The sequence below is a fragment of the Asticcacaulis machinosus genome (genome assembly GCF_028550435.1).
GTDB classification, from domain to species: domain Bacteria; phylum Pseudomonadota; class Alphaproteobacteria; order Caulobacterales; family Caulobacteraceae; genus Asticcacaulis; species Asticcacaulis machinosus.
On the sequence record NZ_JAQQKV010000001.1, the window covers coordinates 68,883 to 80,807 of the forward strand.

Annotated in this window: 14 protein-coding genes; 12 read left to right on the plus strand and 2 right to left on the minus strand. The window is 54.9% G+C overall.

Annotated elements, in window-relative coordinates; all coding sequences use genetic code 11:
• Window positions 1–189: 189 nt before the first annotated feature.
• The 6 genes from PQU98_RS00310 to PQU98_RS00335 all read left to right on the plus strand — a co-directional run bounded on the left by PQU98_RS00310 (window position 190) and on the right by PQU98_RS00335 (window position 4,498).
• Window positions 190–939 carry an enoyl-CoA hydratase gene (locus PQU98_RS00310; protein ID WP_272742891.1) on the plus strand — a complete coding sequence of 250 codons (750 nt, stop codon included), beginning with the start codon at window positions 190–192 and terminating at the stop codon, window positions 937–939.
• A gap of 138 nt (window positions 940–1,077) precedes the next feature.
• Entirely contained in the window at window positions 1,078–1,602 is a 525-nt protein-coding gene (locus tag PQU98_RS00315) for a GNAT family N-acetyltransferase (RefSeq protein WP_272742892.1), read from the plus strand.
• The gene (locus tag PQU98_RS00320) at window positions 1,589–2,095 is read left to right on the plus strand and encodes a DUF1285 domain-containing protein (protein WP_272742893.1); all 507 of its coding nucleotides are present in this window, start codon (window positions 1,589–1,591) and stop codon (window positions 2,093–2,095) included. The genes PQU98_RS00315 and PQU98_RS00320 overlap by 14 nt, the downstream gene beginning before the upstream one ends.
• 32 nt (window positions 2,096–2,127) lie before the next feature.
• The gene (locus PQU98_RS00325) at window positions 2,128–3,372 is read left to right on the plus strand and encodes a CCA tRNA nucleotidyltransferase (protein WP_272742894.1); all 1,245 of its coding nucleotides are present in this window, start codon (window positions 2,128–2,130) and stop codon (window positions 3,370–3,372) included.
• Window positions 3,373–3,398: 26 nt separating this feature from the next.
• Complete coding sequence (locus tag PQU98_RS00330; RefSeq protein WP_272742895.1) at window positions 3,399–4,109, plus strand: type 1 glutamine amidotransferase; 711 nt, start codon at window positions 3,399–3,401, stop codon at window positions 4,107–4,109.
• Complete coding sequence (locus PQU98_RS00335) at window positions 4,106–4,498, plus strand: hypothetical protein (RefSeq protein WP_272742896.1); 393 nt, start codon at window positions 4,106–4,108, stop codon at window positions 4,496–4,498. Before PQU98_RS00330 ends, PQU98_RS00335 begins: the two co-directional genes overlap by 4 nt.
• Before the next feature lie 13 nt (window positions 4,499–4,511).
• Here the strand turns inward: PQU98_RS00335 and hemF are convergent, their stop codons facing one another.
• Together hemF and PQU98_RS00345 are read right to left on the minus strand one after the other, a co-directional pair.
• Window positions 4,512–5,399, minus strand: coding sequence for an oxygen-dependent coproporphyrinogen oxidase (gene hemF / locus PQU98_RS00340; RefSeq protein ID WP_272742897.1), 888 nt, complete (start codon window positions 5,397–5,399; stop codon window positions 4,512–4,514).
• Between the two features lie 42 nt (window positions 5,400–5,441).
• Entirely contained in the window at window positions 5,442–5,912 is a 471-nt protein-coding gene (locus PQU98_RS00345) for a tRNA (cytidine(34)-2'-O)-methyltransferase (RefSeq protein WP_272742898.1), read from the minus strand.
• Window positions 5,913–6,135: 223 nt separating this feature from the next.
• On the opposite strand from PQU98_RS00345, the gene petA reads away from it, so the two are divergent.
• The 6 genes from petA (at window position 6,136) to PQU98_RS00375 (ending at window position 11,924) form a co-directional block, all read left to right on the plus strand.
• Entirely contained in the window at window positions 6,136–6,678 is a 543-nt protein-coding gene (gene petA, locus PQU98_RS00350; RefSeq protein WP_272742899.1) for a ubiquinol-cytochrome c reductase iron-sulfur subunit, read from the plus strand.
• A gap of 15 nt (window positions 6,679–6,693) precedes the next feature.
• On the plus strand, window positions 6,694–7,986 hold the full coding sequence (locus tag PQU98_RS00355; protein ID WP_272742900.1) for a cytochrome b: 1,293 nt from the start codon (window positions 6,694–6,696) through the stop codon (window positions 7,984–7,986).
• Between the two features lie 4 nt (window positions 7,987–7,990).
• Entirely contained in the window at window positions 7,991–8,860 is an 870-nt protein-coding gene (locus PQU98_RS00360; protein ID WP_272742901.1) for a cytochrome c1, read from the plus strand.
• 222 nt (window positions 8,861–9,082) lie between these two features.
• Window positions 9,083–9,610, plus strand: coding sequence for an adenine phosphoribosyltransferase (locus tag PQU98_RS00365; RefSeq protein WP_272742902.1), 528 nt, complete (start codon window positions 9,083–9,085; stop codon window positions 9,608–9,610).
• Between the two features lie 156 nt (window positions 9,611–9,766).
• The gene (locus PQU98_RS00370) at window positions 9,767–10,420 is read left to right on the plus strand and encodes an HD domain-containing protein (RefSeq protein WP_272742903.1); all 654 of its coding nucleotides are present in this window, start codon (window positions 9,767–9,769) and stop codon (window positions 10,418–10,420) included.
• Window positions 10,421–10,529: 109 nt separating this feature from the next.
• Window positions 10,530–11,924, plus strand: coding sequence for a DUF1800 domain-containing protein (locus PQU98_RS00375; RefSeq protein WP_272742904.1), 1,395 nt, complete (start codon window positions 10,530–10,532; stop codon window positions 11,922–11,924).
• Window position 11,925: the final 1 nt, after the last annotated feature.

The following is an 11,925-nucleotide window of genomic DNA, read 5'->3' on the forward strand; positions in this document are numbered from 1 at the left end:
TGTTTTGAAATACCTCAGCGCAACGGCCTTGACCCGGCTTATAAGGGGTGGTGTTGTCATATTTATGCGCAGACTGCCTACAGGATATGGCCTAAGCATGGCAAGACCTTAAAGGCGCTGCGTAATGTTTAAAGACCGCTGAAAATAAAAATTCTATATCGGCATAAGCCGAAGGCTTTGGGAAACGTCATGAGTGAGTGGATTCTGAGTGAAAATACGGATGGCATCGTCCATGTGCGCCTCAATCGCGCATCGAAAAAGAATGCCCTGACGTCGGATATGTATCGGGCTCTGAGTGAGCATATTCATGCCGCGGCAGCAGATATTCAGGTGAAGGCTGTGGTTCTAAGCGCCGAAGGCAGTGATTTTTGCGCCGGCAATGACATCCTTGATTTTATGCAATCGGGCTTCATGAATGGCGGTGTTGAGGACTTGCCGGTTTTTCAATTCCTGAAAGCTATCAATTATTTCCCTAAGCCACTTGTGGCCGCGGTTCAGGGGCAGGCCGTAGGGGTCGGCACTACCCTGCTGCTGCATTGCGATCTGGTATATTTATCATCAGATGCGCGCTTATCCCTGCCGTTTGTGCAGCTTGGTCTGGTGCCGGAGGCGGGTTCTAGTCGTCTTTTGCCAAAACTTGTCGGCCACCAGCGGGCCTTTGCGTGGATGACCTTGGGTGAGGTGGTGACAGCCCCCGAAGCGCTGCGGCTTAATCTGGCGACGGCGGTTGTTGACGATGACGTTTTAGGGGCGGCTATGGTTGCGGCGCGGAGATTGGCCAAATTGTCGCCGTCGGCGCTTCGTCACACGAAATCCCTGATGCGCGATCCTGACGATCTGTGGGCCGTTATTGTAGAGGAGGGGCGCATTTTCCGGGAGCAACTGGCATCCCCCGAAGCGGCGCAAGCCTTTACCGCCTTTATGAAAAAATCCGCCTGATGGCCAAGGCTCACCATAGAGTTGTCACAGTTTGACGGTCTAATTGATTTGACGCGGATACCCGTGCGTTATAAATCGCGCGCTCCCGGCACCTGATAGTTTATTTGGCCGGATCAGGTTGAGGTTACGGATTTGCCCTTGGACGCATATCTTTACAGCGACACGACAAACGCACTGGTGGTCATGCCGGAGGCGGCGCATCAGGAGTCGGCTATAAATAACCTTATCTATAAGGTTTTTGGTCCCGGTCGCTACGTCAAGACGGCTGAGCGTCTGCGTGAGGGTAATCACCCATGCCCCGACCTTAGTCTGGTCGCCATGAAGGGGGAAACCCTTATGGGCTCCGTCAGGTTATGGCCGGTAGTCGTAAAATCTGATGATGGTGACACGGTCACCGAAGTGGCCTTTCTGGGGCCGATTACGGTCGATCCGGCCGTGCAGGGCGGGGGGATTGGCTCGCAATTGGTTGAAGCTGCACTGGATAAGGCATTCGCCAAAGGCCTGAGTGCAGTGCTTCTGGTCGGGGATTTTGACTATTTCAAGCGGTTTGGGTTTGAGCGGGCGCAGGTCTCCCTGCCGGGGCCTGCCGACCCTAAGCGTATCCTGATTGCCTATGCGCAGGGGGCGGCGCCGCTTACGGGTAAGGTCAGTGTCCGGCGCTGATCTGGAAAGCCGGTTCGCCCCGGTTGAGGGCTATCCGGTAGAGTTCTGGAACCCAAAGCTGTGCGGTGAGATAGATATTGTCATTCGCGCAGACGGTGCGTGGTGGCACGAAGGCGTGAGAATTGATCGTCAATCATTGATATCCTTGTTTTCCAAGCTATTGCGCCATGATAAAGATGGCTATTACCTGATCACGCCGGTTGAAAAACTGAAAATTACGGTCGAAGATTTGCCATTTTCAGCGGTTGATTTCGATCGTGAGGGGGAAGCGCTGGTTTTCATCACAGACCAGAATGATCGTGTGACATTAGGGGCAGAGCATCCGCTGGCCTTTGATGGTGAAGATTTGCGACCACGGATCAGAGTGCGCCATAATTTGTGGGCGCGGGTGACGCGGGCTGCGTGGTACAGGCTGATTGAGATGGCGGATGTGCAGGAGGATCAGATCGTTGTTGGCGCACAGTCATTTGATCTTAAACCGAGCCTGATTTAGACTCGTCCGATTATGTATCGGAATCAATATTGATGAAACTTGATCTGCCCGCCTCCATGTGCACCGGAGCGACCCTTGATGTCTTTACCGCGCTGGAGGCAAAGGGCGGGGCAGGGTGTGCGCGCTTTGTCGGCGGGTCTGTGCGTAATCTGATCATGGGTTTGCCGGTCAGCGATTTTGACCTGTCGACCCAACTGACGCCTGATGACACCGAAGCCGCTCTTGACGCCGCCGGTATTCGCAACATCCCGACCGGTAAGGCGTTTGGCACCATTACGGCGGTTGTGGATGGTGAAACCTACGAGATCACCTCTCTGCGGCGCGATGTGGAAACCGATGGCCGGCGGGCCGTGGTTAGTTTCACGACGGACTGGGCCGAAGACGCCCAAAGACGCGATTTTTACCTAAATGCGCTTTATGCCGATATTCGTGGTCAGGTCTACGATCCGACCGGTAAAGGCCTTGAGGATGCTAGAGCCCGCGTGGTGCGCTTTATCGGTGAGGCTGAGCAGCGCATCCGCGAGGACTATCTGCGAATTTTGAGATTTTTCAGGTTTTCAGCGGCTTATGCGCAAACTCTTGATGCGAAGTCTCTGGAGGCCTGCATTCGACTGAGATACGGTATCGATGGCTTGTCGGGGGAGCGCCTGCTTCAAGAGCTGATCAAGATGCTGGTCTATGATGGTGCGCCGACTGTGTTTAACCGAATATGGGACGCCGGTATCATGTCGCACATCTTGCCGGGGCTTAGGTACGATCCGGCGCAATCGGATGTACTGGCGCGGATGGTTCAGGCGACCAGCGATATTGAGCGGCGGTTTATGGCTCTGCTGGCCCAAAGTTATGACGGACTGGCGTATTTCAATGGGCATGTGTCAGCCGTCAACGATGTGCTTTCAAGGTTAAGAGTATCAAATCGCGCCCGGCAAAGATTTGAGTCTGTAGTTAAGGTGAGGCGGGCGATGGAGGAAGGCTATCCGCTGCGGCGCGTGCTCTATGATTACGGGCGCGAGGCTGTGACGGATGAAGCCTATCTCACCCATGCGCAGACCGGGGCCGATCTTGCAGGGCCGATAGCGGCGATTGATAATATGACAGTTCCGGAATTTCCGCTGACGGCGCGGCATCTTATGGCTGCTGGCATTGAGGCAGGCCCTTACCTTGGTCAGACGCTTAAGCGCATCGAGGCGGAGTGGTGCGCACATGATTTCTCACAAACCGTGATAGATCGCGCCCTTGACGAACTTGGCAAACCACCAAAAATAAGCGGCGAGTAAGCATTGCGGCTTTGGGTTGATGTGTCATGAGTTATGTCGCCATTTTGGAAACCGGTATTCCGCCTGCAGGTCTTGATGCGACCTACGGCACCTATGCCGACATGTTTGCGAAAAAGCTGCATGAGCCGGAGCGCGCCTTTCGGGTGTTTAAGACGCTGGACGGCGAACTGCCGGATCTGAATGAGGACTTTCGCGGTGTGGTCATCACAGGATCACCTGCAGGTGTTTATGAAAGTGATCCGTGGATTGCGGCCCTGATTGACTGGCTGAAAGCGCTGCGGGCCGATGTGCCGGTTGTCGGTATCTGCTTTGGCCATCAGGTTATGGCGCAGGCCTGGGGCGGCCATGTTGAAAAATCCCACAAAGGCTGGGGTGTCGGGCTTCATGAATACACCATCCATGACGGCGATATCTGGAGTACCCTGACCGACGGCGCACATCGGGCCATCAAGGTCGCGGTCACTCATCAGGATCAGGTGGTCAAAAAGCCGGACAATGCCATTGTGCTGGCGGGCTCTGAGTTCACGCCGCATGGGGCACTGTACTACACCGACCGTAAGGCGATCTCATTCCAGTGCCACCCCGAGTTCTGTGCCGATTTTGCTAGTGATCTGCTGAAATCCCGCCGGGGTGTACGCATTACCGAAGAACTGGTCGATTCAGCCCTGATAACGCTTCAGGAACAGGGCCATAGCCAGGATATCTTAAAGCTGATTTCGCGGTTTCTAGCTGCGTGAGTTGGCGTCCCTATCATGAGGCAATTAAAGCCCTTGAACACGTCTATCTCGAAGATAGTTATGTTTCGGATATTGCAGAAGTTGGCGATAAGCTGGTTTTTAATTTAAGCGCGGTTCTTACCGAAAGCCACTGGCATTATCAAAAACCAAAGCTAGGTGAACGCTATTGTTATAGTGCGGGAAGTTTATGCTTTTCAAATATTGCCACGATTGAATGGAGCCGAAAAACCCTTGACGCTGCAAGATCGGTAGATCCTGACGGAACAGTGGATTTTGGTGAAATAGATTCCTTTTTAGTCTGTGACGATCGGTACCATCTGGAAGGCAGTTGGGGGTGTGTTCATATCACCTGCAAACAGGTAGACTTTTTTCTTACGCCAACCGAATGAAACCAATTTACGATTATGGCCACTTCACCACGGGCGGCATAGACGACAGGATCGACTCGACATTGCCGCCGGTTTTCAGCCCGAACAGCGTGCCGCGGTCATAGAGCAGGTTAAACTCCACATAGCGCCCGCGCTGGATCAATTGTTCTTCGCGCTCAGCCTCAGACCACGGTTCATTAAAGCGGTCACGCACAATTGCGGGATAGATGTTTAAGAACGTCTCGCCCACCGCCTGCGTGAAGGCAAAATCAGCCTCATGATCGCCGCTGTTGAAGTGATCATAGAATATGCCGCCGATGCCGCGTGGCTCATTGCGGTGGGGCAGGAAGAAGTATTCATCGCACCATTTTTTGAAGCGCTCATAATAGTCCGCGCCGTATTGATCGCAGGTGTGTTTGAACGCCTGATGGAATTTAGCCGCATCGGGCGCATCCTGTGATCTGTCAACCGCCAGCAGCGGCGTCAGGTCAGCACCGCCGCCAAACCAGCCCTTGGTGGTGCAGATGTAACGCGTATTCATATGCACCGCGGGCACGCGCGGATTGGTCATGTGGGAAATCAGGCTGATGCCGGTGGCGAAAAAGCGCGGATCATCCTCGGCGCCGGGAATGGTTTTGGCGAACTCAGGACTAAACGTGCCGTGAACTGTGGAGATATGAACCCCGACCTTTTCAAACAGGCGGCCGGTCATCATCGACATCTCGCCCCCACCGCCCTCAGCCCGTTGCCAGGGTGTGCGCACAAACCGGCCCGCATCCCCCGTGTAAAGCGATGGAGAGGCCTCATCCTCAAGGGCTTCGAACGCCGCGCAGATACGGTCACGCAGCGACCGAAACCATGTCGCGGCGGCTTTTTGGCGTTCGGCTAAAACATCGGGGGCGGTGAGGGCAGCTTGGGTCATGGTCAGGCTCTGAGGTATAAATATGGGCGCTGTATAGGCCGATCATGGCCTGACGGGAAAGGTGCTTGTTTGTCGCAGGGCTTCCCCCAGCGCCATAGAGGCTGAATTAATCACATTGATTGATCGGGCCTGAGCGCTGATAGGGATAAACAGGCGGGCATCGGCATAGGCATGAACATCCTCCGGCACGCCCGCACTTTCGCGCCCGAACAGCAGAATATCATCAGGCTGAAACAAAAAGTCGCAGTAGGGCGCCGCAGATTTCGTGGTGAACAGGATTACCCGAGATGTCGGGGCTTCGGTTGCGCGCCAGATTTTGAATTTTTCCCACGAATCATGCCGCGACACATCAGCGCACCCCCCATAATCCATAGCCGCGCGCTTGATGGCTTTGTCATTAAGTGGAAAGCCGCAAGGCTCGATAATATCAAGGCTGACCTCAAGACAAGCCGCCAGACGTATGGCGCTGCCCAGATTTTGGGGGATATCAGGCTGGTATAAAACAAAACGCATATTTCTGAAGCTTTTCCGGACTACGGGTTTGAATCCATCCCGCAATTGTGGTTATAGACGGATTTGAAAGCCGATAAATGTCGATTTGGGTTAAATTTTTAACGGAATCGGTGGATGGACGGTTTGTGATTTTTTGCGCTTCGGCTATGAACGGGGCGGGCTATGGCTATTTGACGCTTTGTCGTTAAATCGTTGTGGCTGAGGATTAATATGAGGTGGCAAGGTGAGCGAACCTGAAAATGCAGCCGCTGCGGGTCATGACGATCCGTCGCGCCGCGATTTTATCTACATAGCCGCAGGCGCTGCGGCCGTCGGTACGGTGGGCGCTATTGCCGTGCCGCTGGTGGCGCAGATGAACCCTGCCGCCGATACCCTGGCTCTGGCGTCGACCGAGTTCGACCTGACCAAGGTACAGGAAGGCCAGCAGGTCGTGATCAAGTGGCGCGGTAAGCCGGTATTTATCCGTAGCCGTAACGCTACTGAGATCAAGGCCGCGGAAGATACCCCGCTATCAGAGCTTAAGGATCCGCAAACCGATGCCGAGCGTGTCAAGGCCGGCAAGGAGCAGTGGCTCATTCTTGTCGGTTCCTGCACCCATCTGGGTTGCGTGCCGACCTTTGGTGCCGGTGATTACGGTGGCTGGTTCTGTCCGTGCCACGGCTCGCACTATGATACATCGGGCCGTATCCGCAAAGGGCCTGCGCCCACCAATCTGGTCGTGCCGGAATATGACTTCCTGACCGATACCCGCGTCAAAATCGGTTAAGGACAAGAGGACACCATGAGCGATCATCCTTCTACCTACGTACCTAAGACCGGCATTGAGAAGTGGCTCGATTCCCGTCTGCCCATCGTGCGGCTGGCCTATGACAGCTTTGTCGATTATCCGACGCCGAAAAACCTGAACTACTGGTGGACCTTCGGCGGTATTCTGTCCGTCTGTCTGGCGGTTCAGATCATCACCGGCATTATTCTGGCAATGCACTATACGCCGCATATCGATTACGCCTTCAACAGCGTTGAGCGTATCATGCGCGACGTGAACTATGGCTGGCTGATCCGTTATGTCCACGCTAACGGCGCGTCGATGTTCTTCTTTGCCGTTTACGTTCACATGCTGCGCGGTCTTTATTACGGCTCTTATAAGGCGCCGCGCGAAGTCCTGTGGATTCTGGGCTGCATTATCTTCTTCCTGATGATCGCCACGGCCTTTATGGGCTACGTCCTGCCCTGGGGCCAGATGTCGTTCCACGGCGCGGTCGTGATCACTAACCTGATCGGGTCTATTCCGGTTATCGGCACGCCGATCCTGACCTGGTTGCAGGGCGGCTTTGCGGTTGATCAGGCGACGCTGAACCGCTTCTTCTCGCTGCACTATCTGTTGCCGTTCGTGATTGCCGGTGTCGTTATCCTGCACATCTGGGCCCTGCATGTATCCGGTCAGAACAATCCGGCTGGCGTAGAAATCAAATCCAAAGAAGATACGGTTCCGTTCACACCTTATGCGACCGTTAAGGACGGTGTGGCGATCATTGCCTTCCTGTTCCTGTTCTCGGTATTCGTGTTCTTCATGCCGAACTCTCTGGGCCATGCGGACAACTATATTCAGGCCAATCCGCTGGTGACCCCTGCGCACATCGTGCCTGAATGGTATCTCTTGACGTTCTACGCCATCCTGCGCGCTATTCCGGATAAATTCCTCGGTGTTGTGGCTATGTTCGGGGCGATTGCGGTTATCTTTGCGCTGCCGTGGCTGGATACGTCCAAGGTCAAGTCCATGCGTTATCGTCCCGTCATGCGCTGGTTCTTCGTGATCTTTGTCGTCGTCTGCCTTGGTCTGGGCTGGTGCGGTGCGCAGCTTCCCGACGCTCAGGTCATTCCGGGTTTCCCGAGCTTCAATCTGATCGACGGTCAGTTGAACTCCTATCTGTGGCTGACCCGTCTGTTCACCCTGTATTACTTCGCTTTCTTCCTGTTTATCATGCCGTGGATCGGCCTGAAGGAAGATCCTCTGCCGGTGCCTGCGTCGATATCCGAGGCTGTTCTGGCCGAACACAACAAGAAAAAGGGCTAAGTTCATGAAGTCCCTAAAAACGATCGGTCTTAAAACGGTTGGCGCGCTGATTGCCGCTACTGTCATGGCCAGTGCCGTTCCTGCACTGGCCGCCGGTGGCGCCCAGCATGCCCATGAGCCCAAGGAAGGCTTTAGCTTTACCGGGCCGTTTGGCACCTATGATCAGGCTCAGCTTCAGCGTGGCTATAAGGTATATCGCGAAGTCTGCGCTGCCTGTCACTCGATGAACCTGCTGTCGTTCCGCAATTTGGGCGAAAAAGACGGCCCGTTCTATGACCCCAAGTTTAAAAATCCGAACGACAACCCGGTCGTAAAGCAGATCGCCTCTGAGTTTGAGGTGGCGGATATCGATTCTGAGACCGGTGACGCCATTACCCGTAAGGCCACAACTTCGGATCGCTTCCCGGCACCGTTCCCGAATACGGCAGCGGCTGCGGCATCCAATGGTGGTGCGGTACCTCCTGATCTGTCGGTCATAACCAAGGCGCGTCATGGCGGGGCGTCATATGTCTATTCGCTGTTGACCGGCTACAAGGCACCGCCGGCAGGGCTTAAGATTGCCGAAGGTCAGCACTATAATCCGTACTTCCCCGGTGATTTGACATCGGCGTGGTCTGGTGATCACAAGCATGTGCCGGCTGGTGGCGTTCTGGCTATGGCCCCGCCTTTGTCGGCCGGTCAGGTCACGTTCGATGATGGCCGTGAGTCGACCCTGAGCCATCAGGCGGCCGATGTCGCAGCCTTCCTTGAGTGGGCGGGCGAACCCAAAGCCACGCTGCGCAAGAAAACCGGTGTCGCGGTTCTGGCCTACCTGTTGCTGTTTTTCGGTCTGACCTATGCGTCCTACCGCATGGTTTGGCGCGGAAAGCACTAAAAGAAGCCCTGATGGTCTGCAAATAACCGCCTTCCTGCGTTACGCTGCTCACGTACTTGAGTACGCTGCGCTGCGTTACTCGAAAGTCAGTCATTTTCGCCTCATCATGCCTCCTTTTAATCGTATTAACAAAAAACCCGTCGAAGATTTCGGCGGGTTTTTTTGTTGTAAATATGCTGAAAAATAGTCGTATAAACTGCGCACAACTTTTGAGAGACTTTGATGAAACTGGCGTCCAGCATCCGCACCATTCCTGATTTTCCTAAGCCCGGCATAATATTTCGCGACATTACGACTTTGCTGGGAGATGCGCAGGCGTTTACTCTGGCTGTTGACGAACTGGTCGGTGCGTTCACCGGTGTCGACATTGATAAGGTCGCCTGCATTGAGGCGCGCGGCTTTATCTTAGGCGGCGCTGTGGCCCATATTCTGGGGGCAGGGGTGGTGCCCTTGCGCAAAAAGGGGAAGCTGCCCCATGACCGCATACAGAGCGCCTACCAGTTGGAATATGGCATGGACATCATTGAGATGCACTCTGATGCGATTGAGTCGGGTGAGCGGGTGCTACTCATTGATGACCTGATTGCGACTGGTGGCACGGCCATAGCCGGTATCGACCTGTTGCGTCGCGGTGGCGCGCAGATCGTGGGGGCGGCTTTTGTCATTGATCTACCCGATCTGGGCGGCTCAAAGCGGGTTGAGGCTGAGGGGGTTAAGGTGGTTAGCCTGGTGAGTTTTGACGGACACTAACTGGGCACTATCTAGGTGTGATGTGCGGGTGCGAACTTAATTCGCCGGAAAAGTGTATAGCGGCCTGACAAGTTGTGGCTTATAGACCTTACTGCGAAAGTGCCGGTATACGATTCTTCGCATAGTGAAGCGTAAAATAGCGAAGAGACGGGGTCGATGTCATTCGTACAATTGAGCGAAGCGTTCGCGCCATTTGAAGACTTGGCGCAGGATTTGTTGCCGCACGTCGTCATGACCAATGATGGCGCACATGATGCTGCCCACTTAATCCGTGTTTATAAGCTGGCGAAATCCTTGCAGGCTCTGGAAGGTGGATGCTTGCGGGTTCTGACCGCGGCCGTCCTGCTGCATGATTGTGTGGCGGTTGAGAAAAATTCACCTGAGCGGTCGCGGGCGTCACGTTTGGCGGCGGACAAGGCGCGTGAGATCCTGACCCGGCTGGGTTGGGATGAGGCTGATCTTGATGCGGTTGATCATGCTATCCATGCCCATAGCTACAGCGCCAATATCCCGCCGCAGACACTTGAGGCCAAAATTCTTCAGGATGCTGACCGTCTGGATGCTCTGGGCTTTGTCGGTATCGCCCGCTGTTTTTACACCGCCGGACGCATGGGCTCATCGCTTTATGATGCCGCAGATCCGGTCGCAAAAGAACGCGATCTGGATGATGCAAGTTTTGCGCTCGATCATTTTACCACCAAGCTGCTTAAACTGACGGATGGGTTCAAAACCAAAGCCGGTAAGGATATGGCCGAATTGCGCCACGCCCGTATGCAGGCCTTTATTGAGTACTTCGTCGAGGAAATTTAGCCAAACCTGACGCGACTGATTTTTGCCTGATTTGTATGATCTGTAATCCTGAATAACCTGACTACGCGCGTAGAAGGAGATAAGGGTGGAGGGATCATTGCAAGCCCATATGGCGCTAAATCGCTTCGGTCTGGGCGCATCCAAAGCCGGCGCAGCATCGATTAAAGATGTTAAGGCGGCGCTCAAAGCTGAAATGGTGGTTCCGGATTTGCTGACGCATTTGCCGTCTTCCCCCCAACTGCTCGATGCGCTCTATGCCTATCAGGCCGCGCGCAAGGATAATCGATCTGCGCCCGAAGCTTCACGCGATATGTCCATGACGGATATGGCGCCTAAAGCGGCAGGGGCGTCGAATATGGCGCCAGTTAAGCCTAAGAAAGCGGCAAAATCAGCACCGGAAGGGCCGGAAAACCCGCGGCGTCAGATATTTATCGATGAGGTCGCTGCCCGTTATGACGGGACTTTGCGGGCGCCGATCATCGGGTTCAATGAGCGGCTGGTTGTGTTCTGGGCCAACCATTTCGCGGTCGCGGCCAATCGCTCTTTGCCGGTGGGGGTTCTGGCCGGAGCCTATGAGCGTGAGGCAATCCGCCCTCGTATTTTTGGCAATTTCGCCGATCTGCTGGTCGCTGCCGAAAGTCATCCGGCCATGTTGATCTATCTCGATAACCAGCAGTCGATCGGCCCTAATTCCCGCGCCAATCGCAAAGGTGCGCGCGGTTTAAATGAAAATCTGGCCCGTGAAATCCTTGAATTACATACTCTTGGGGTGAATGGCGGCTATGCTCAGAGCGATGTCACCAGCTTTGCCAAGGTTATCACTGGCTGGGGCGTGGATCGTAAATCCGGCCAGTTTGGTTTTAATGCCAATCAGCATGAACCGGGCCCGCAGACGGTGATGGGCAAAACCTATGACCAACCGGGGCAGGCGCAAGGTACTGCCGTGCTGCGTGATCTGGCGGGCCATCCGGCCACCGCAAAGCACATAGCCTACAAGCTGGCCCGTCATTTTGTGGCGGATACTCCGCCGCCGTCACTGGTAAGCAAGCTTGAGAAAAGCTTCGCTGAGAGTGGCGGAAATCTCACAGCCGTGTATGCAGCCCTTATCGATGCGCCTGAAAGCTGGGCCCCGCAACCGACCAAGATACGCTCCCCGCAAGAGCACATGATCGCTATGCTGCGCGCCAGTGATACCAATATGAGGCCGGCTGCGATTGTCGCGTCGCTTAAGGCTATGGGGCAGCCGCTGTGGGAGCCGCCGGGGCCAAACGGCTTTGCTGATACCGCTGATGTCTGGGCATCTCCCGAAGGTTTGAGCACGCGGCTTGAAGTCGCCAACAGCCTGTCGATCAATGTGGCCGAACGTCTGGATGCCCGTGAACTCAGCCAGTCTCTGTTTGGCGCGGCGTTAAGTGAGTCCACCCGCACAGCCATTGCCCGCGCTGAATCACGCACGCAGGGGCTGGCGATCCTGTTCATGTCTCCCGAATTTATGAGGCGCTAAG

Bases quoted from the DNA above. Each gene is read 5' to 3' on its own strand.
- PQU98_RS00310 (WP_272742891.1), top strand. From the start codon at position 190: ATGAGTGAGTGGATTCTGAGTGAAAATACGGATGGCATCGTCCATGTG.
- PQU98_RS00360 (WP_272742901.1), top strand. From the start codon at position 7,991: ATGAAGTCCCTAAAAACGATCGGTCTTAAAACGGTTGGCGCGCTGATT.
- hemF (WP_272742897.1), bottom strand. From the start codon at position 5,399: ATGACCCAAGCTGCCCTCACCGCCCCCGATGTTTTAGCCGAACGCCAA.
- PQU98_RS00370 (WP_272742903.1), top strand. From the start codon at position 9,767: ATGTCATTCGTACAATTGAGCGAAGCGTTCGCGCCATTTGAAGACTTG.
- PQU98_RS00365 (WP_272742902.1), top strand. From the start codon at position 9,083: ATGAAACTGGCGTCCAGCATCCGCACCATTCCTGATTTTCCTAAGCCC.
- PQU98_RS00375 (WP_272742904.1), top strand. From the start codon at position 10,530: ATGGCGCTAAATCGCTTCGGTCTGGGCGCATCCAAAGCCGGCGCAGCA.
- PQU98_RS00330 (WP_272742895.1), top strand. From the start codon at position 3,399: ATGAGTTATGTCGCCATTTTGGAAACCGGTATTCCGCCTGCAGGTCTT.
- PQU98_RS00345 (WP_272742898.1), bottom strand. From the start codon at position 5,912: ATGCGTTTTGTTTTATACCAGCCTGATATCCCCCAAAATCTGGGCAGC.
- PQU98_RS00355 (WP_272742900.1), top strand. From the start codon at position 6,694: ATGAGCGATCATCCTTCTACCTACGTACCTAAGACCGGCATTGAGAAG.
- PQU98_RS00325 (WP_272742894.1), top strand. From the start codon at position 2,128: ATGAAACTTGATCTGCCCGCCTCCATGTGCACCGGAGCGACCCTTGAT.